This is a genomic window from Maribacter sp. TH_r10, assembly GCF_033101095.1.
Taxonomy (GTDB): Bacteria; Bacteroidota; Bacteroidia; order Flavobacteriales; family Flavobacteriaceae; genus Maribacter_A; species Maribacter_A luteus.
Window position 1 is genome coordinate 39,170 of the sequence record NZ_JAWMPY010000004.1, and the last position, 19,232, is coordinate 58,401.

The following is a 19,232-nucleotide window of genomic DNA, read 5'->3' on the forward strand; positions in this document are numbered from 1 at the left end:
TTTTTTTAAAAAAGCCAAATTAAAAATTTGCTGAACTTCGAAAATACACACAAATCTTTCGGAAAGCCTGTAATAGCTATGTTTTACATACTTTATTGGCAACTGGCTTTTTTCCGTAATTGACTCTGTTAACCTTTTCTTGATACATTTTTAGTCCAGCAATTTGTACCGCAGTTTTATTTTCAGTCGATTCCAATTTTGCCACAAATGATTTAGGTAATTTCAAATGATTATTCATTGGATGAAGTCCAGTAATATTTGGGTTTCTAGAGTAATTCGTTTTCTTGTGGCTAATTTTATAATCGTTGGTAATAATTTCTAAAATCTGTGGAATCTTATTCTTAAAATCTTTTGCAGAGGAAAAAGTCATATCGTCAACGAATGATGTAAAAGTTGCATTGTTTTCTTTTGCAAATTTTTGCAAAATATCTCCAGTTTTGATAAAAACTAAATTAGCCAGAGTTGAAGAAGTTGGTGCTCCTTGTGGAATTCTGCCTTTATAAGTTGTTAACTTTGTAAGAAGGCTTGAAACTTCTGGTGAAAACCCTTGACTTACGAACATTTTGAAAACAGCTTTGTTCGTTATAGATGGGAAAAAATCTTTTAAATCGGTTGTAAATTTATATCTTTTTCCTTGGTGTTGTTTGGCGTTTGCAACGTTGTCTTTACCTTTTACAGCACCAAACGCATAACTTGGCATTTCGATTTTGTTAAGAATGTTTCTGTGTATTCTTGTCTGAATTATTTTTAATCTTTTTGTACTTGGATTTATTATCCTTTTTTTAGGTTCTCCTTTTGCATCTAATTTTGGTTTACCAAACTTATCTTTTTTAATTTCAATTTTCTCTCTATAGAAATTGTCAACATTATTAAGAATTGAATTTATCTCTTTGATATCTACTTTTAAAGTAAAGGCAAGGTGCTTTGGTGTATTAATCATTGAGTAGTAAAAAATTGGTTTATCAATGATTTTACAGAAGGTGCAATTATGTTGAAAGCATCTTCTTTTTCCGGACTAATATCATCACTATCTATTGATAGGAAAAATAGAATAGGCAAAGGTGTTTCTAATTTATTCGAAATTGTTTTTAAAGTAGAAAGGTTTGGTTCCTTGTTGTTATTCTCAATCTGTGATAAATAAGCTTGCGTAATATCGCAGAGTTCCGCAAATTGGTTTTGTTTTAAACCTTTTTGTTTTCTAATTGATTTTATTGCTAATCCTAAATCCATATGCTAAATATTTGAAAAAAAATTATGGGGTGTCAGGTCAGAAAATGTTCGGGAAATCATCAAAATTGGTAATTACTCGGTTGAGCAAATCAATTCCTTTGAAAACTAAACTCCAATCAATAGGCTTATTATGGCTTTCTTTTTTAGAGTTTTCTAAATATCTAATAGCATTAGATAAATGAACTTTTTCTTCGTCTGAGAATGAACAACGGTTCTCAGAAAGGATAGTCCTTATACCAAGTATAAGACCATCAACGTGTTGATAATTGTGTTTTTTACGCATATCTTTTATGTATTTAATTAAAGGCAATATCGCCTTGCTACATTTGCAATACGCTTGTAATTAAATCCAATATGCGTTGTTCACATTATCACCCCAAAATTATTCCTTGCTACATATAATAAATGTGTCATAATGACTTTTTAGCAAGTTATCAGTTTTATTCATTTCAGGTTAACTTCAAGCGTTCTTAGGGGTTTTCCTAAATGCATCTTTACAGCTTTCCTTATTGAATGACTTCGTGCTTATAGCGGTTTGCTTAAACCGAGTTTCAACGTGTTCCCTTTTCAGAGCGCTACGTGTCGTCGCCAATAGAACCATAATTGGTTGTGTAACTTAATACACTTTAGTAGTTTGAATTTTAATTACTACAATTTTCAATACTCTTTCAAAGAACTTATGATGCAAAGATAAAAGTTATTTTGGATTCTCCAAAGAAAATTACAAAAAATATTACTGTGAGTATATAAAAAATGTAAAATAATATTCTTTAGGAAATAAAAAGTTGATGATTTGTTACCATTTCCAGCTTGCTCACAACTTGTCTATATACCTCTTTATACACCCAAATGCGCATAAAACCAAAGTAACGATCATCGTTTATCTACAGCTTTCTCCACCTACTTTTAGACCCTCTTGGGTGCCGGTAACCGTACGGTCAGGAAAACGACTGGCCAACTTACAGCTACCACCTTTCATGCCCTCAAATTAAATAAATTTAATGAAATGCCCTTACAGAAAAGCGTAATGGCGTATATAAATGATAGTCTTTGTACTGCTTTTTACTAAAGCACTATCCTCTTCTTGTGTTGTTTATCCCAAAACACTACCGCATCTGCCGTACAGGGCCTGTCCCCGTGTATGGGATACTGGTATAGCGTAGACTGCCGGAATCCTGTACATATGAAATAAGCGAATGCTCGTTCCTTATTTGATTATCAAAAAGGAACGATTCCTATTTCGTACAAATCACCAGAACGAAAAAACCCCGACGTTTCCCGTCAGGGTTTGTTCTTTTTAAGCGTTGAATGCAATGTTTATATGCAATAAAATGAGGGTAAAGAACGGCTCCCCCAATAAAAAAAACACTTAGCCCCTCAACTTCGTATCCAAGGCAAAGCTATTCCTGTCTATATGTTGTATGAGATACGCAAAGAAAGCCACATGGATGAATTGAGGCACCAATGCCCCCCAATTCTCGATCAGCGTGGAGCCGAATATGAGCAAAATCATAACTATGGATGCCACTATGGAGGAAATACGCGTAAACAACCCCAAAACAAGAAGTATTCCCAATACAAACTCTGCTATAGGCAAAGCATAACTGAAGGGCAACACCATAATTTCAGGGAGTAATGAATTTTCAAATTCCTTGAGCATCCATGCACTAAACCCCTGCAATTTGGGAAGACGAACCAGTCCGTGCCCCAACATACTAACCCCTACGGCCACTCTTACAATCAGATATGCTACTTGTGTATTCATATATTAAATATTAAGATAATAGACCTAAAAAAGCATATATACTTATTGGTTCTCCTTTAAAAATGCGGTCAATTCGGAAGGTTCCGCCCTTTTTCTATGATCGGCATCCAAAAACGCATATATAATTTTTCCGTCTTCATTGATGATATAGGTGGCCGCTAGTGGTAATTCGTACGAATCATCGCCATTATAGGTACGCATTCCAAATGATGCATCATAAATTTCCGCTACATCATCAGCGAGTTTAAAAACGATTCCGTAGGCTCTGGCAATTTCATTCCCCACATCGCTTAAAACCTCAAATTGAAGGTTCTGTTTTTCAACGGTACTCATCGACTTGTCTGGCAACTCGGGCGTAAGTGCGATTAAACTTGCACCGTTAGCGTTAAAACCGGGCACTTCACGTTGCAATTGCTGCAAGGTCATATTGCAATACGGACACCATCCTCCACGATACCAAGTTAGAACCACTTTCCCCTTTTTCAGGTAATCACTTAATGCCACCGGTTTTCCCAAGGCATTGTTCAATTCAAAATCGGGAGCGATTTCCCCCACTTTTTTGGCTTTATCGAGCACTCCACTTTCCCTTACAGAAGCTATACCTGCTTTGAAAACCGTTTTTATATGATTGTTGGCATTCAATTCAAAATCTGCCTTTTTTTCTTCCAATTTCGATTTTAGACTTTCCAAATTCTCCATATTTTCTGGACTATTATTCAAAATCCTCTTGGGTTAATCCGTTGTTGAACTTAATATCCGACCATGTGACTTTTATCCATGGAGCATCGCTTACATCGGCATCCCAAGTGGATTTTTTATACAAACGCTTTGTAGGCAATACCATGCCATCCACTTCCTCATATTGCAGCTTCATTAAGTTGGGGGTGTCCATAACCCCGAAATCGGCCACGGTAAACAAGAATTGATCCACCAAACCTGTTTTTTTATTGACATAAAGTTGATAAATGTCAGAGGGTTTATCATCATCTGATGTAAAGGAAATCTTGACAACATCATACCCTGTACCATCAATGGTTTCTTCCTTTAAGTATTCGTAGTTGACCCCAGGATCCAATAATTTTTGCATCATGGTGAACCAATAAAAATTGGTAGGCCTGTTGAAAGCGACCCTTTTTAAATATTTTTCATCATGTAAGGCAACACCATTGTGTTTTAACCAATACGTACTCCCATCAAAACCTTGCTCAATCAATCCTTCAAGATTGGGAAGTGTTCTTTCATGTCGTTTATACGCCCCGTAGGACAATTCGCCATTGAAAAGATATTTTTCGGTGGAAACATCGGTTTTACCATCGGGTGTTTGGTATGTATAGGTATAAACCACATCCTTTTTAGCACGAAGACTTTTGTAATTCCCCACTTTTTGCACCATATCGTAAACGAGTTGTTGACCTTTATTATCATATACGAGAGCTTTAGCTTTTTCTTTCACTTCTACCGAGGTAACGGCCTTTGTTTTCTTGCCATCATTACAGGATACGATAATACATCCGAGAATAATTGCCGTAAAGAATTTAATTTTCATAGACTTTTTTTTTATTTGTTTGTTGATTTACTTTCTCAAAAATGTTTTAAGTGGATCAATAAATTCTTCAAAACTTTCTATATGCGGAAGATGCCCAACATTTTCTATTTCAACCAATTCACTGTTTGGGATTTTTTGGTGTGTTTTTTTCCCCAATTCACTGTAAAGGCCCATTGTCGGCCGAACTTTCTCGGGCACCAAGGCCTTTCCTAGCGCCGTTCTATCCCTTGTACCTATAATCAAAAGTGTTGGGCATTTTATATTCTTGAACTCATACAGTACAGGTTGATTGAATATCATATCATAGGTTAATGCGGCATTCCATGCAATTAAGGGATAATCGGAGTTGAAGGTCCAACCGGACAGTAATTGTACCCATTGATCGTATTCGCTTTTCCATTTCCCATCATAATAGTACTTAAGTTGATAGGCCTTAATACTTTCGGCCGTCTTTTTCAACTCGGCCGCATACCACTGATCAATTGTCTGATAAGGAACTACCAATTTCCAATCTTCAAGTCCGATCGGATTTTCCAAAATAAGTTTTTCAGTGACCTCAGGATACATCAGCGCAAACCTAGTGGCGAGCATTCCTCCCATTGAGTGCCCTAAAACGGCAGTTTTAGAAATCCCCAAAGAGTCGAGTATAGCTTTTGTGTTCTTGGCCAATGCCTGAAAGGAATACTGGTAACTATCCGGTTTGGAAGATTTTCCAAACCCGATTTGGTCAGGGACAATAATCCGATAGCCTACTGTCGTAAGGGCATTTATAGTTGTTTCCCAATAGGCTCCATTAAAATTTTTACCATGTAAGAGCATAATTGTCTTACCATTATTCCTAGCTTTATTAATATCCATATAGGCCATTTTCAATTTTTGCTTTTGGGCATCAATTTCTATATATTCTACCTCAAATGGATATTCATAGTTCGTCAACATTATATCTAACCACTGTTCATTATTGACCTGGGAGAAACCGACTCCATTAATCAATAGAAACAAAAATGTTAATTTAAATCTCATTGCAATTTTATATTAAAGTATATATTAAACCATTGCCCCATTGGCACCGATAACCTGACCGGAAATCCATTTTGAATCATCACTGGCCAAGAACATCACGATCTTAGCAATATCCATAGGTTTTGCCAATCGGTTAAAAGCGTTCATAGCACCTAACCGCTCAATGAACTCCGGCGATTTGCCATTTAAGAAAAGTTCGGTTTCTGTTGGTCCGGGAGCGATGGCATTTACAGAAATACCCCTTCCTATTTCCTTGGAAAAAATGCGGGTCATCTGTTCAACTGCCGCTTTCGATGCCGAATAAATCGCATAACCAGGAAACATCAACTTTACCGTGCTTGATGATACGTTTATGATAATTCCGTTATCCGCCAATTTACCAGAGGCTTCTTGCAGCGTATTGAATACTCCTTTTACGTTTACATTGAACTGTTTATTGAAATCCTCTTCGGTATTATCCTTTAGTTCTTTGGAAATCATTGTCCCGGCATTATTGATCAACACATCTACCTTTCCATAGCGTGCAATAGCAACATCGAACATACGGGTCACCTCCACCTTGTTACTGACATCCGCTTTTATACTGAATGCCGTTCCTCCGTTCTTTAATATAGAAGCTACTGTATTTTTGGCCTGATCTTCGCTATTAGAGTGGTTCACAATGACTTTGGCCCCATTTTCTGCCAATAACATTGCGATTTCCTTCCCAATTCCTTTTGAGGAACCTGTTACTATGATTACTTTATGCTTGAATTCCATTCCCTTGTTTTTTTGATTGATGTACTAAGTGACCCTTTATTATTTTCTTGCCATCTTTTAAAACCATCACTTTTCCGCTTTTAGTTATTAAAAGACCTTTAAAACATTCATAAAAGTATGTTTAATGTATTAGCCTATGCTTTAAGATACTCTATATATAAGGACAATCCTGAAATATACTCATCCAGAATCAAATCATTGTCATATAATTTACGAAGTCCCCGAACACCTTCAAAGGCACTGATCAGATATACCGCAACTGATTTACTACAAATTCCTTGCTTAATCTGCCCCTCGGTTTTACCCCTATCCAACACATACACCAAAGCGGATTTCCATTCTTCCACAATCCTTTTCAATGCCATTTGATACACCGTTTCATAATCTCCGATTTCATTTATGAAGTTATTGGCAGGACAACCATGTTGTTTTTCATAAAGGTTAAATGCCTTTAAACGCTTATAAAATATGCTACTTAATATCTCTATAGGGGGTTCAGGGCCATATAAAGGCGCCACCATGCTTTCATAAACCCGCTTTTGAAGCTTTAAGCCGATGACAGCAAGCCCTAATTCTTTCTTATTCTTAAAATGATGGTAAAAAGCCCCTTTAGTGAGGTTGGTCGCTTTCATTATCGTATCCACGCTCGTGGTCTTAAAGCCATTTTCATAAAATAGCTTGAACGATTCGTTGATGATCGATTGCTTGGTTAGTTCTGACTTTTGCCTTTGATCCATGCCCAAAAATATAAATTAAATACTATGTAGTATGTTTTTTAAGAAAGGATTATGATTTTCCCGTGAATGCCATAGTGATTAGACTATGAAAATAATGAGATGGGGATAAACAAAGTGCTCAAAGAAAATCCTATGCACATGGTACAACAGGCTCAACTTTATACCTATCCTTTAAAAGGACAATGAACAACTAGACCAAGAAATTGTCGTCGAGGAATTTTTGGAACTTTGATTTATATTGTTCACTGATCGGGATATAAACGTTCTTGTCAAAAACAATACGATTACGCTCCACTGTGGAAATCTTATCGAGATTAACGATATAAGATCTATGCACCCTCATAAAATGATCCGAAGAAAGAAATTCCTCCATCTTCTTCATACTCATTAGGGTCATTATGGGTTTTTCGGATTGAAGGTGTATACGGAGGTATTCGCGCATACCTTCTATATATTTTATATCTGAAAGGTTGATCCGTAATATTTTATACTCCGATTTAATGAACAGGAACTTGTCATTGCTTTGAATCTCGGTATTCACTTCTACCTTGGGATCGATCCTGTCCTTGGCCTTGACCGCTGCCTTTAAAAAGTCACTATAACCTATAGGTTTCAATAAATAGTCTATCGCATCTACTTTAAAACCTTCGATGGCATATTCGCTATAGGCAGTTGTAAAAATTACCTTAGGCGGATTGTTCAATGATTTTACAAAATCCATTCCACTCAAATCGGGCATATTAATATCAACGAACATTAAATCAACCTCATTTTCCTCGAGGTATGAAATCGCTTGCAAGGCACTTTCAAACTGATTCTCCAAAACAAGAAAAGGGGTCTTTTCTATATAACTAACTATTTGTCTTAATGCCAAGGGCTCATCATCTATAGCGATACAACGAATCATAAAGGAATATTTAGGGTTACCATATATTTACCATCGATATTGAAAATATCTAGATCATATGCTTTATCGTAAAGCAATTGCAATCGTTTTTTAATATTTTCTATCCCAATACCCGAGGGTTCTTCCACATTTTTGGAATGATCGCTGTTCTCGATCATGAAATTCAATCGACTATCGGTAAAGGACATCGCGATATGGACAAACGATTCCTTATCATAACTTATACCATGCTTAAAAGCGTTCTCTAACAATGAGGTGAACAATAACGGTGGTATTGATTTGTCAGGAATTACGGTAGGGATATCAACATTGATCACTACCTTATCCGTAAATCTTAACCGCATTAATTCAATATAACTCTGTATAAAACCTACCTCCTTGCTAATGGCTGTCTTCTTTTCTTCGGAATCGTACAATAAATGCCGCATTAAGTTGGAAAGTTTAATGATGGACTCTTTCGCTTCTTCCGAATCTATATCTACCAAAGCATGAATATTATTAAGGGTATTCATGAAAAAATGTGGACTGATCTGATTCCTTAAAAAGGCCAATTGGTTTTCTACATTCTCTTTCTGCAATCTAAATTTCTCCTGTTCCAAATTCGCCCAACGCATAGATAACTGCAATCCTGCATCAAAACCCAATAAAAGAATCGATAACATGAGAAAATTGGCATAGGCAGGTATGGGCCCTTGGTTATTTCTTCCACGGCGCTCTAAAGGAGGAGGCAGTTCCCTTTTAAAACCCGGTTCCCGCAAATCCCCTGCTTGCCTTTCAATTCGATCTGGCGGTGGTGGCAATCGCGGTGTATCTTGTTTGTCATTTATTAAATACATCATCGTTGTACCTGCCAGTATCAATAGAAAAACAACACTGAAATACATGATTTTTTTTCCTTTGAAAAACAACAAAGGCATTAACACGAAACGATGTGCCAAAAAAAGCAACAGCAATACTAAATGGTTTTTCCAGATATCTAAAACATGAACCCAATCGATTTCTTCCTCAAACTGACCGAACAATAAGGGAGAGGCGAACAATACGACCCAAAAGGTAATAATAATGAAAGGTTCAAAAAGGCCTATTCTTTTTGCGAACGCCTTATCCTTGTAGTTTTTACTCATGTATTCTGCACTGTTTATCGAAGATACTGATTAATAAATGTCCCTGCATATTGAAATCACAAATTCTTTCAAAGTTAAATCTATTGCCCTTTATTAACTTAAAGGTCACATGTATTCAAATGATGTTTTACCATTTTTCTCAAACATTGACGATGTCTTGATTAGGCCATTGTCTAAATGGTTGTTTTTCAAATTGCATGGTACCATCTTCCCCTTTAAAGATATTGATCCAAGCTTGCCAATTTTCATCATCCATTTCCGGATAATCCAATCGGTAATGGCTGCACCTACTTTCTTTACGCATCAATGATGCCTTCAGTTTCATCTCGGCGCTTATGATCATATTGGCCGTTTCATGTACCAACCGCAATTCATGTAAATTGGAAGCGCACATTTTACCCATATGATGGTCCCTCAACTCCTCAATATATGCCAATGCCCCCTTCATTAAACTTTCTTTTTTGATGTAAAGGACAAAGTTGGGAATCATGATACCCTGTAAGGTCTGTGTTACCCATGCTGGGCTATACCCTGCTTCCCTTTTTAAAGGTGCCAGAATTTCTTCCTGTATCGCTTCAATTTTAGAATCGGATATTTCAACATTTTTCACACCCTTACTGTACCTTGCTGCAGCTTCACCTGCGACTCCACCTTGAACCGCAGAACCAGCCAAGGACGAACCGATCTGGGTATAAATTGCTCCTGACATATAGGAACCTAAAGCATCCCCGGCCGCAAACAACCCTGGGATATTGGATTCACATTGATCGTTGATCGGCACCAATCCCTCAGATTTATGAATGGCCATTCCTGCAGATGAACCCCCTACTACATTTCCTCCCATTCCTGGAGGGCCACCACCTTCTTTTGGAGGTTTACCCCCTCCTGGCGGTTTACCTTCCCCTCTAGGGGGCCTACCACCTTCCGAATCGGGTCCAGGTTTTCGCTCCACATTTTCCCTCTTAAATTCAGCAGGAGTGTAAGGGCCACCGGTAATGGCATTATCATTTGCCTCTCCAGGGTGCCCCATTTTTACCGAATTTCCACTTACATAGGCCTTATAATTCATGTCCACACCTAAATCATGATGTACCTCGATACTGACCGTACCTGGTTTCTGTTCAAACATATTGCCCCAACCATCATAACATGCAGCGGCATTTTCGGCTCTGCCTGGGTGGCCATCGTTCCATTCCTTACCGGTTACCTTTGCCCCGATATTATAGGCCATTATCGTACCATCGTGGGTAAGGTCCCCTATAGGGAAACCATTAGGTTTAAATCCGCCAGCCCCTGTACATAGTATAACACTCTTTGCCTCATAGATAATCACTTTTTGCTTATCGATGCTAAAACCGGCCGCTCCGACAATCTTTTCATCCTCTTTGATAAGATGGGTTACCACAATTCGTTCCTGAACGGGTATATTTCGCTCCTCAATAGGTTTCCTGAAGCTTTTATTATAGATGGCCGAATCAAAGAAACCCCAAGATTCCAGTTCTTTTACCCTGTCCAAAGAATGCTCTGCCATCTGTTTCGTATAGGCCACATTATTACTGCCCAAGGCCGAACGGGAAACTTGGGCAACGAACTCATCAATGCTCAATTTCTCGGTATCGGGATCATATGCGAATATACCCTTTGCAAAAGGTGTTTGCCCTGAAGAACCAAGTCGTCCTTTGGAGACCATCATCACCTTTGCACCAGCATCATGTGCCTTTACGGCCGCGAACAAACCTGCCATTCCGCTCCCTATTACGAGAACTTCAGTACTGATCTTTTCTAGGTCCAAAGCTTCAACATCTATCTCCGGGCTATTTTCGGCCCAGCCTAAAGGGAGTCCCATAGAAGCCAATGCAACAGCTCCTGCCGCACCACCTGCAAAGGCTATGAAATTACGTCGGGATATGCCCTTGTTTTCTTTTGTTTTAGACATTTTTTATTGATTTTGAGGTAGGTTTAAATAAATATGTTCGCAATAAATAATAGATACCACTTGCCAATGCAATAACATAGAACATAATGAAGGCCGTATTACTATGTCTTCCCAATGAAATCACATGCCAAACGGCGGCAACAATGAAAATGGATGTCAAATAAGCATGAAAGGTTCTCCATGTCCTATATTTCAAATGAAGCTTAAACCTGAAAAAGGAGGTAATCATGATAACCAACATAGCCGTATAAGCCACTAAGCCAAGAACAAGGCCAATATTATCGAAAGTGGTTATCAAACGAATTAACGCATCTTTAGGAGAAACCGCATTGTCCAAGAATTTAGGAACTATGATAAAAAAAGGATGTAGCATAATCACACTGATGAATATGTAACCAATGAACTTATGTATTTTAAGTACGTTGGACATTTTCACTTTCTTCACCAGTTCCCTATTGGTCCTTGCCAAAAAGAATTGTGCCAATAGTAAACTAAACGTTAAAATGGTCAAAAGTGAGAGGGAATCCATAAGCAATGATCTTTCGGGAAAATCACTTAAAAACCACAATGCCAAGGGTATGCCGATAAACACTAAAAAAAGTGGCAACATCTTATATATTCTTCTATCTTTTTTCATAACTAACCCCATGATACGATTACAGGAATGGTTTTTTCCGGAGTGAGCGTAATGGCGTCTACCGGACAATACAACCGACATAAATGACAAATTTGACAATCCTCAGGAAAGGTGATCACTGCCTTTTTCGTTTTGGGATCTAACCGAATCACATCGGTAGGGCAGCTTTTTATACACTCTTCACACCCTATACACCCGTTTATACTTTCAATAGCCATAATAAAAGTCTATTACAATTACTTATCGAAGATACGGGAGATTGGTGCGTAGTAAAATTGTAATCGACGGACTATAGAACTTTATCAACCAAATATGAAATCACGACAACAAAACAATCTTGAACAAGGTATTAGAACACTACTTAAGGGTTAAGTAGCAAATTAAAAATTGACAAACCACTTTTATTGACGCTTATAAACCAGCACAGGTCCTTTATAAGTTATTGATCTCTTATTGGTGTGATAACGAAGAACAAAAAACATCACCAGTGTAAATATCAATAAAATACTTAAATATAGGATATGGAAAATAGTCCAGGAGAAACCTTCGGAAAGTATATACTTTCCATCCTTATACATAATGTTCATGGAAAACTCATTATCAGCATTCAATATGCTACTAACATTTCCATTTTTACTGAAAAAGCCGGTTACATTTTGTTGTGAACCGTTTTCTTCAAAAACGTCTAGTTTCAAAAACAACTGGTTGAAATTCCCTGACATACCCTTTAAAACAAAGCGTACTTCGGCTTGTTGACTTCCCAAATGAACACCTACAGGCAAAAGTTCTACCGCCTTATCATCTGCTACTATGTACATATGGGCCATCAAATACTCTATGTATTTTTTGTTATAAGCCTCTATGGAAAGTACGGAAATATCCTCAGTGTCGTAATAATCCTCCAACACCTCATAGGCACTGACCTGTGAAGTGGATATCTGCAAGAACCATTCATTATCCATATTCTCCAAAATTACCGATGAAGTATACGGATTATAGGCTTTGGCACTGGAAAAACCAAAGGCCAAGACCATTGCCAAAATTAATTTAGATGCATTTCCCATATCAATTTCCTACGCTGTTCCATCTATTTTTGGTTGCCGACATATGGGGCATACCATTTCATTATTTTTCCCTATTGAGATGCCATTTAAGACAAAAGAACCAACAAAACCGTTAGTACCAACCCTGCAATAGAAACATAAACTCCTTCTTTCAATGTTTTGGTTTTAGGTTTGAACATGAAAAACGAAGACACTACAAAGAAAAATAATGACACCCCGAAGAAAATATTCAGCCAAAATAAGGGTTGATTGGTACTTGCCTTATGCAATTGAATCAGTTTCCTGATAACCATAGGCAATTCATTCGATGTATATTTTACATCACCCGTTACATTGTTATAGGTTCCGTTTTTGAAATATTGTATATCACCTTCTTTCTTGGAAATTTTTAAGTTTCTCACGTGCAACGCCTTGCCCAATTGTTCGGAAGATAGTTCTGGCCCTAATTTTTTCTCGACCGTTTGTTCACTTTTCAAAAAATCGGTATCCCGAAATATGAGAATAATTCCACTAAAGGCGTAAACTGCCATAATACCTGCTAAGAAAAAACCTAAATAGCGATGAACAATACGCATATAAAAATTCATTGATTTTTTACCTTTCATCATGTTTTGTTTAAAACTACTTATTTAGACTGCCTTAAACCCGAATAGTTTAAAGCAGTCTGTTGGAATTTTACGTTTTTTTTCCAATTCTTATATTTTGACCAAGCTATTAATTGGACAAATAACTATTTGCTGCCGATGCCCGGCTCGAAGCATGTGATTTAAGTGTGGAAATAGCCGAATAAAATGAACTGCTATTGTATAAAAATGAGTAACCGCTTACCTCAGTGGTCGCATAGGGTTCCACTAAGCTGGAATACGTATCATAAACGCCTTGTATATAATTAGTTTCAAAAGGGCCATCTATTACAGCCTGAACATAAGCATCGTACTTTGCCTTATAAACCTCATCTTGATATAAGTATCCTATCAACGGCCATGTGGAACTGGAAACATCTGAAAAATCAAGGTTCAATGAACCTCCTTGTTTCCCATCTTGTAACGCTTCGTTATTATCCCAAGGTATCCAGGTCAGTAAATTATTGTCCGGGTTATTGTATAGATAATAATTATGTTCCATTCTTCCGTAGGTATCCCAATTTTGGATAACCGTATTTACAGCGAGGTAATTCAAAAAAGTGTCCACATCGAATACAGCCTCCAAATTAGTCCTCCAGGTTTCCGGCTCACTTGTTCTATTGGTTGCATGCAGTGCCGAAAAAAGACTTTCAATATCACTCCAATCGGCCTCATCCTCATTGGTCTTTTTCTCAAAACCTTCCTCATTAAAGGTACCATAAGCAAAACTCGCCCCGTAATCCTCGGGCTTATATAGATTACCTTCATCACTAGTGAATTGGGTATCGATCACCGTATTATCAACTTCCTCGACCAAGGTGTACAACCCAAAATACTCGGGGCCATCACCATGATCTACATAAAGGGTGTAAAAACCGGTGTTCGAAACGGCCAAACCGGAATTCTTGAACACCTCGGCCGCGACTTTTTCCCTTAAAAAAGAGCTGTCATCATAATTGTTCTTTAAGCTGAGTTTTTTAAAACCGTAAAAACGTTGGTTCTTGATTTGCGGATAATCATCCTCAAACTCGTCAAAATCCATTTTAAATGCCAGTTTCAGAATACCTGCCTGCCAAGCGCTTTGCAAACTTGAATTCCCTTTAAAACGAAGTCCCACCTTGTACCATTCTTTACCATTGTAAAAAACCGATCCCGGCACAAAAATAGGGTCGTCATCGGAAAAACTTGAGCTACCTCCCCCACCATTACGCCCAAAGGTTCCATATAGATCCGTCATATCCGCCATCATGGCGTCCCAATTCTCCTCTGAAATAACAAAATCGAATCGCTTTACTTCAGTATCATCAAAAACCTCTTCAAAGTCTGGATCCACATCGTTACTATGTGTCTCTGTCGTCCAATCCACAGGATCAAAATCCGTGTCATCGATAACCACGGTCGTATCCGAATCTGATGAATCCGCATCATCTGTAAAACCGTATGAATCATTGTTGTCACTTGAGCATCTTACAAATAAAAGGGATACCATTAGCACCAAACCCCAAAAAGTTGATGTTTTTTTAAAAATTGTCGTCATGATATAATTACTGATTTAGTTAGTATTTCAAATAGTTGGAAAAAAACATATTTCCCGCCCATAGGGCTCAATGGTCTAGTAGTCCCAACCATTTTTTTCTACCCTATCAACGAGAACGTTCTTTCATTTTTTTATTTAGTTTACGGTCGTTACTTTATTGGATACCGTAAAGCTTTCATATAATGTTCCTGGTGTATAAGTGCCATTTTCATAAACCCCATCGGTTATAGTACCCGTTGAACTACCACCTAGATAAATATCGTAGGTTCCCGTTTTCAGGTCAGGAGATGAGAATACGATCGATTTATAATTTTTTCCCGGGGCAAAAGTCAAAATAGTTTCCTGTGAACTGTTTTGGATATGAAATAGGCTTCCTGAAGATTGGGTAGTTGACAATTTAGCCAATACGGAATACTGATCGGATGAGCTGCTTCCTGCCTCATCCATATTAGACCCATAACCCGAGGCGACAAGGAACCCACCGTCCAAACTGAACGTACCGTCGTAATCTATGGGACTATTACTTTGGGATGTTGGGCCATTGATGATTACCGTACCACCTGTCATTTCAATATCGCCATTGGAGTCGAGTCCATCACCACCACTGGTAATAACGATGTGCCCCCCATTTATATACAGGAAATTATTGGTGTTGCCGGCTGCGTTTATAGCATCATCACTTGTATTGATATTTATCTCCCCATCACTGATTATGATATCGGGAGCCTCAATACCCTCAACACCTTCCGTAATGTTAATTGTACCTCCATTGATTTCGACCGCATCGTCGGCATGGATGGAATCATCCCCTGTTGCTAATGTAAATATCCCCGTAGTAATGGTAACATCATAATTCGCATGTATATTGTCATCTGCGGAATCGATATTGAAAATACCATTTTCTATCGTAATGTTACCACCAGACTTAATGCCTTTGGCCGTATCATCTGCCCCTAACGAACTTGTATGTCCCCCACCGGTTACGATAGTAAAGTCACCATACTCCACATCAACTACGGATGCCGCCACAATACCATCTTCATCTGCGGTGACTACAAAAGTACCGTCATCGATTAATATCCATCCTGTATTTGTGTCTTCATCATTGTCCGAGGTTAAACCATCGCCTTCCGCGTTTACCACGATATAACCGCCTTTTATGTTCAGATAATCCTTACCACGAATACCGTCATCCACTGCATTAACGGTAATATTACCACTGGCGATCACCAAACCGTCCTTACTCGTAATGCCATCATTGTAATTGGCATCTACAACAAGTGCACCCTCCCCATATATGGTAAGGTCATCATCACTGAAAAGAGCTGCATTGGGCTCATCCTCCTCGTCATCGAAAACATAGTTGTTGGTATCGGTTAAATAATTAATGGTATTCTCTTTGAGTATAACAATGGTTTTTTCGGCACTGGCAATATTTAAGGGCGCACCGGAAGTGTTGGTTATATCAACTTCATTTAAAATTAGCCGAACGGTTTCGTCGTCGTCTGTATCTACGATTACTTGACCGTCTGACAGACTTCCCGTTATCTCATAATTGCCAGCCGAGGCTATGGTTACCTCGGTACCATCCACCGTGGCACCTTCCCCATCAACTGTAATTGATGAACCACTTAAGGTAATGTAAACCACATTTGATGCATCCCAAACATAATCACTGTCCTCTTCATGGGTATCCCCTACTTCAGCGATCGTTATTTCATCATCATCGGTAGAAATAGTTTCATCGGTTGTTTCCGAATCCGATGAATCGGAGTCGTATATTGTGTCTTGATCATTAGAGCAACCCATGAGAGTAAATATTGCGAACAATAACATTCCTATGTAGGATAGGATCGATAGGTTTCTTGTTTTCATTTTTGATTGTTTTTAATGGTATACGTGTACTTAAATCCAATTATATGTGTTGTTTCGGGCAAATCGACATTCAATTCTTTCTCCATTCTATAGAACAAGCCGATTTTTCCATAATCTTTTATTTTATAATCGGTTCCTAAGGTGAATCTATATTTGCTGAAACCATTGTCGTCGCCTTCTTCAAAGTGATTGAATATTTCCGCGGAAAACTCGGGATCTAACTTCCAATTCTTAAAATCATATTCCACCGAAGTTTTGAATCGAATATTCTGATTCGCATAATCACCTTCGGAATTGTCCACACCCAATTCATTCTTATTTTGATAACGCAGCCTATATTTAAGTGAAAAGGCATTTATTTTGTGCTTGTAAGTTGCATCGACATGAAATCGCAGGTGGTTTTCATACCCTTGTATATTACCTTCATTATCATTATTCCTGATATATCTGAGACCACCCCCGATATCGAAACTTTTTGAAATGGAATATTCGGCATCAAGTTCAGTGAAGTACTTGCTTATTTCCGAAATGTTCTCATCCAATCTCAGTTGTTCCTCTAAAGTGAACGACCATTTTTTGTTCAATTTGTATTTAAGGCCAATGGATGTCCAGCTTTCAAGGTCATCGGTATCCACGCTTTGGGAAATTCCCGAAGTTCCCATCATTAGCGTGGCTATCAATACCATATAACCCGATTGCAACTTGTTGATTGATTTCATATTGATCTATATTGGGTTATTAGTTGTTTTTGAAATAGAATATGGTCACTTCAGCGGTATCCTTTAAGAAATCAACCTTCCCGATATTGACCTTGTTTATGGTCAAACCTGTCCTATGCTCAAGATCACTCTTAAGTATTTCATAATTTTCAGGTTTTATGTTCTCGATATTCTCGTACACAATGAATTTTGATTCTTCTTGTTTCAAGGCCCAATACCTCTCGATAATGATCAAAATGAAAATAATCAGTGCATTTGCGGCTAAAATCTCGGCATAGCTCATTTTCTTGTTCGCCAATGAATTGATTACAGAAACGCCTATGACCACGAACAGATAGGTCATTTCCTTAATATCAATGGGATCTGTCCTATAACGTATAATTCCGAAAATAGCGAACAACCCAAGGGCCATACCTATATCCAGATTATATTTCTTTAATGTGAAGCAGAGAAAAAAGACAATAAGACTAATGAGATAGTAAGTAAAGACATAATCTTTACGCTTTGAAGAGGGGTAATAAACAAAACGTATGATTACGGTCAAGAAAGTGAAGTTCAGGATGAACCTGAACATCATTTTAAAAAAATCGTCGTCGAAAAGGGGGATGTCTAGAAATTCCATAAGTAATTAGGCTGTTATTTTATTGATTTTCAATAGTTTCTTTTTAAAACGGTTGTATTTTATATCATCATAAACACTGATCATACCGATACAATATTTACTAAGTCCGTAAGGATTTGTCTGTTTCTCTTTCAATTGCCGCACAACGGGTGATGTTCTATTGAACCGTTCTTGTTTCACCTCGATAATTACTAGGTTATTGTAGGTCTTAAAAGAGTTGTTGATTTTAAAGGAAAGGTTCAAATCTATGGTCAAACGTTCCATAGCGGTTTTGTTCACCAGTGTAATACGGTTGAACTTATTCCAGATAATAGGTTCCAGATCATAAGATTTACTGGTAACGTCTTGGATAAAACCAACAGATTCTTTGGATAATTCCGTTTCAAAATCATTTATCGATGTCCTGGTCTTGTTTGTCTTGCCTTTGCCATCTTTTTGTTTTACTTCGAGAAAACAGATATCGGATTCAACATATTTCCGCATCCTTACCTTGGTCCTATTTACCTTACCATTGTGATGGTCATAATAGAACTTCTTGGTAGGTGTATCAAAATAAAGCGAAGAGTAGGTCATGATTCTGTGGCCATCTATCTCAAGGACCCTGTAATCGTCCCTGATTTTTTTTAAAACCTCTTTCAAATCCTTTTCATGGATAATGAATTTCGTATCGGTCCTTTTCATTAAGGAAACGTTATTCATCTCTTCTAGTGTAATACTCTCAAAGGCACTAATAATATGTCTCATAAGTAGATTTATTATTGTCCAAATTAAGTCAAGGTTAAGCTAAGGTTAAATCAAAATCAACGAACTGGCAGATTTCATCAACGAAATTGAATCGTCTTCAAAAGAGGATTTTAATGAGAATAATAAAGGCACGCTGTATTTCTTTCGAAAACAGCATGCCTTTTACTAAACTAACTCAACCAAACATTTATTCAACCATAGGCGCTCTATTTATATTTTCAATTTAAAGTACGGAGCTGGTAGAATCGATTATCAGTTTCTCCCGAGCTTCCTAAACTAATACAGTATAAATTTAAGGATACACCCTTCAACGTAGAAAAGGAATCGACCAACTCAACCAGCTTATCAATCAATTACATGATTTTATCGATGAAAGAAACCGTA

21 protein-coding genes are annotated in these 19,232 nt (G+C 37.6%); all 21 read right to left on the reverse strand.

The genetic code is table 11. The annotated features are described in order from the left end of the window. Positions 1-76: 76 nt before the first annotated feature. The 21 genes from R3X28_RS11355 to R3X28_RS11455 all read right to left on the reverse strand — a co-directional run bounded on the left by R3X28_RS11355 (position 77) and on the right by R3X28_RS11455 (position 18,848). Entirely contained in the window at positions 77-940 is an 864-nt protein-coding gene (locus R3X28_RS11355; protein WP_317664372.1) for a reverse transcriptase family protein, read from the reverse strand. Then, the gene (locus R3X28_RS11360; RefSeq protein ID WP_092849247.1) at positions 937-1,230 is read right to left on the reverse strand and encodes a helix-turn-helix domain-containing protein; all 294 of its coding nucleotides are present in this window, start codon (positions 1,228-1,230) and stop codon (positions 937-939) included. Before R3X28_RS11360 ends, R3X28_RS11355 begins: the two co-directional genes overlap by 4 nt. 37 nt (positions 1,231-1,267) lie before the next feature. Continuing rightward, positions 1,268-1,513, reverse strand: coding sequence for a hypothetical protein (locus R3X28_RS11365; RefSeq protein WP_317664373.1), 246 nt, complete (start codon positions 1,511-1,513; stop codon positions 1,268-1,270). A gap of 1,086 nt (positions 1,514-2,599) precedes the next feature. After that, a complete protein-coding gene (locus R3X28_RS11370) occupies positions 2,600-2,995 on the reverse strand; it encodes a DoxX family membrane protein (protein WP_317664374.1) in 396 nt (131 codons plus the stop codon). 42 nt (positions 2,996-3,037) lie between these two features. Next, a complete protein-coding gene (locus R3X28_RS11375) occupies positions 3,038-3,715 on the reverse strand; it encodes a peroxiredoxin-like family protein (RefSeq protein ID WP_317664375.1) in 678 nt (225 codons plus the stop codon). Next, positions 3,708-4,541 (reverse strand): DUF6503 family protein, encoded by an 834-nt coding sequence (locus R3X28_RS11380; RefSeq protein WP_317664376.1) that lies wholly within the window; start codon positions 4,539-4,541, stop codon positions 3,708-3,710. Before R3X28_RS11380 ends, R3X28_RS11375 begins: the two co-directional genes overlap by 8 nt. A gap of 27 nt (positions 4,542-4,568) precedes the next feature. Next, positions 4,569-5,564 carry an alpha/beta hydrolase gene (locus tag R3X28_RS11385; RefSeq protein WP_317664377.1) on the reverse strand — a complete coding sequence of 332 codons (996 nt, stop codon included), beginning with the start codon at positions 5,562-5,564 and terminating at the stop codon, positions 4,569-4,571. Positions 5,565-5,588: 24 nt separating this feature from the next. Further along, positions 5,589-6,323 (reverse strand): SDR family oxidoreductase, encoded by a 735-nt coding sequence (locus tag R3X28_RS11390; RefSeq protein ID WP_282054157.1) that lies wholly within the window; start codon positions 6,321-6,323, stop codon positions 5,589-5,591. A gap of 134 nt (positions 6,324-6,457) precedes the next feature. Next, entirely contained in the window at positions 6,458-7,060 is a 603-nt protein-coding gene (locus tag R3X28_RS11395) for a TetR/AcrR family transcriptional regulator (RefSeq protein WP_317664378.1), read from the reverse strand. A 190-nt stretch (positions 7,061-7,250) separates the two neighbouring features. After that, entirely contained in the window at positions 7,251-7,967 is a 717-nt protein-coding gene (locus R3X28_RS11400) for a LytR/AlgR family response regulator transcription factor (protein ID WP_154366512.1), read from the reverse strand. Continuing rightward, entirely contained in the window at positions 7,964-9,091 is a 1,128-nt protein-coding gene (locus tag R3X28_RS11405) for a sensor histidine kinase (RefSeq protein WP_317664380.1), read from the reverse strand. The genes R3X28_RS11400 and R3X28_RS11405 overlap by 4 nt, the downstream gene beginning before the upstream one ends. A gap of 139 nt (positions 9,092-9,230) precedes the next feature. Next, on the reverse strand, positions 9,231-11,027 hold the full coding sequence (locus tag R3X28_RS11410) for an FAD-binding protein (protein ID WP_317664381.1): 1,797 nt from the start codon (positions 11,025-11,027) through the stop codon (positions 9,231-9,233). Then, positions 11,020-11,664, reverse strand: coding sequence for a ferric reductase-like transmembrane domain-containing protein (locus R3X28_RS11415; protein ID WP_317664383.1), 645 nt, complete (start codon positions 11,662-11,664; stop codon positions 11,020-11,022). The genes R3X28_RS11410 and R3X28_RS11415 overlap by 8 nt, the downstream gene beginning before the upstream one ends. A 2-nt stretch (positions 11,665-11,666) precedes the next feature. Beyond that, positions 11,667-11,882: a ferredoxin family protein gene (locus R3X28_RS11420; protein ID WP_109649127.1), complete on the reverse strand. Its 216-nt coding sequence runs from the start codon at positions 11,880-11,882 to the stop codon at positions 11,667-11,669. A 183-nt stretch (positions 11,883-12,065) separates the two neighbouring features. Next, the gene (locus tag R3X28_RS11425) at positions 12,066-12,728 is read right to left on the reverse strand and encodes a hypothetical protein (protein WP_317664386.1); all 663 of its coding nucleotides are present in this window, start codon (positions 12,726-12,728) and stop codon (positions 12,066-12,068) included. 86 nt (positions 12,729-12,814) lie between these two features. Continuing rightward, complete coding sequence (locus R3X28_RS11430; RefSeq protein WP_317664387.1) at positions 12,815-13,336, reverse strand: PepSY domain-containing protein; 522 nt, start codon at positions 13,334-13,336, stop codon at positions 12,815-12,817. A gap of 106 nt (positions 13,337-13,442) precedes the next feature. Continuing rightward, positions 13,443-14,888, reverse strand: coding sequence for a CotH kinase family protein (locus R3X28_RS11435; RefSeq protein ID WP_282054163.1), 1,446 nt, complete (start codon positions 14,886-14,888; stop codon positions 13,443-13,445). Between the two features lie 135 nt (positions 14,889-15,023). Next, positions 15,024-16,763 carry a carbohydrate-binding domain-containing protein gene (locus R3X28_RS11440; protein WP_317664388.1) on the reverse strand — a complete coding sequence of 580 codons (1,740 nt, stop codon included), beginning with the start codon at positions 16,761-16,763 and terminating at the stop codon, positions 15,024-15,026. After that, positions 16,760-17,482, reverse strand: coding sequence for a DUF2490 domain-containing protein (locus tag R3X28_RS11445; RefSeq protein ID WP_154366497.1), 723 nt, complete (start codon positions 17,480-17,482; stop codon positions 16,760-16,762). The genes R3X28_RS11440 and R3X28_RS11445 overlap by 4 nt, the downstream gene beginning before the upstream one ends. 19 nt (positions 17,483-17,501) lie before the next feature. Then, positions 17,502-18,104 carry a DUF4956 domain-containing protein gene (locus tag R3X28_RS11450; protein WP_154366495.1) on the reverse strand — a complete coding sequence of 201 codons (603 nt, stop codon included), beginning with the start codon at positions 18,102-18,104 and terminating at the stop codon, positions 17,502-17,504. Positions 18,105-18,110: 6 nt separating this feature from the next. Then, on the reverse strand, positions 18,111-18,848 hold the full coding sequence (locus tag R3X28_RS11455) for a polyphosphate polymerase domain-containing protein (protein ID WP_154366493.1): 738 nt from the start codon (positions 18,846-18,848) through the stop codon (positions 18,111-18,113). Positions 18,849-19,232 lie beyond the last annotated feature (384 nt).

What these genes read in the sequence shown, in the direction of transcription:
- R3X28_RS11355 (WP_317664372.1), bottom strand. Translation starts at nt 940, where the DNA reads ATGATTAATACACCAAAGCACCTTGCCTTTACTTTAAAAGTAGATATC.
- R3X28_RS11360 (WP_092849247.1), bottom strand. Translation starts at nt 1,230, where the DNA reads ATGGATTTAGGATTAGCAATAAAATCAATTAGAAAACAAAAAGGTTTA.
- R3X28_RS11365 (WP_317664373.1), bottom strand. Translation starts at nt 1,513, where the DNA reads ATGCGTAAAAAACACAATTATCAACACGTTGATGGTCTTATACTTGGT.
- R3X28_RS11370 (WP_317664374.1), bottom strand. Translation starts at nt 2,995, where the DNA reads ATGAATACACAAGTAGCATATCTGATTGTAAGAGTGGCCGTAGGGGTT.
- R3X28_RS11380 (WP_317664376.1), bottom strand. Translation starts at nt 4,541, where the DNA reads ATGAAAATTAAATTCTTTACGGCAATTATTCTCGGATGTATTATCGTA.
- R3X28_RS11385 (WP_317664377.1), bottom strand. Translation starts at nt 5,564, where the DNA reads ATGAGATTTAAATTAACATTTTTGTTTCTATTGATTAATGGAGTCGGT.
- R3X28_RS11390 (WP_282054157.1), bottom strand. Translation starts at nt 6,323, where the DNA reads ATGGAATTCAAGCATAAAGTAATCATAGTAACAGGTTCCTCAAAAGGA.
- R3X28_RS11395 (WP_317664378.1), bottom strand. Translation starts at nt 7,060, where the DNA reads ATGGATCAAAGGCAAAAGTCAGAACTAACCAAGCAATCGATCATCAAC.
- R3X28_RS11400 (WP_154366512.1), bottom strand. Translation starts at nt 7,967, where the DNA reads ATGATTCGTTGTATCGCTATAGATGATGAGCCCTTGGCATTAAGACAA.
- R3X28_RS11405 (WP_317664380.1), bottom strand. Translation starts at nt 9,091, where the DNA reads ATGAGTAAAAACTACAAGGATAAGGCGTTCGCAAAAAGAATAGGCCTT.
- R3X28_RS11410 (WP_317664381.1), bottom strand. Translation starts at nt 11,027, where the DNA reads ATGTCTAAAACAAAAGAAAACAAGGGCATATCCCGACGTAATTTCATA.
- R3X28_RS11415 (WP_317664383.1), bottom strand. Translation starts at nt 11,664, where the DNA reads ATGAAAAAAGATAGAAGAATATATAAGATGTTGCCACTTTTTTTAGTG.
- R3X28_RS11420 (WP_109649127.1), bottom strand. Translation starts at nt 11,882, where the DNA reads ATGGCTATTGAAAGTATAAACGGGTGTATAGGGTGTGAAGAGTGTATA.
- R3X28_RS11425 (WP_317664386.1), bottom strand. Translation starts at nt 12,728, where the DNA reads ATGGGAAATGCATCTAAATTAATTTTGGCAATGGTCTTGGCCTTTGGT.
- R3X28_RS11430 (WP_317664387.1), bottom strand. Translation starts at nt 13,336, where the DNA reads ATGATGAAAGGTAAAAAATCAATGAATTTTTATATGCGTATTGTTCAT.
- R3X28_RS11435 (WP_282054163.1), bottom strand. Translation starts at nt 14,888, where the DNA reads ATGACGACAATTTTTAAAAAAACATCAACTTTTTGGGGTTTGGTGCTA.
- R3X28_RS11440 (WP_317664388.1), bottom strand. Translation starts at nt 16,763, where the DNA reads ATGAAAACAAGAAACCTATCGATCCTATCCTACATAGGAATGTTATTG.
- R3X28_RS11445 (WP_154366497.1), bottom strand. Translation starts at nt 17,482, where the DNA reads ATGAAATCAATCAACAAGTTGCAATCGGGTTATATGGTATTGATAGCC.
- R3X28_RS11450 (WP_154366495.1), bottom strand. Translation starts at nt 18,104, where the DNA reads ATGGAATTTCTAGACATCCCCCTTTTCGACGACGATTTTTTTAAAATG.
- R3X28_RS11455 (WP_154366493.1), bottom strand. Translation starts at nt 18,848, where the DNA reads ATGAGACATATTATTAGTGCCTTTGAGAGTATTACACTAGAAGAGATG.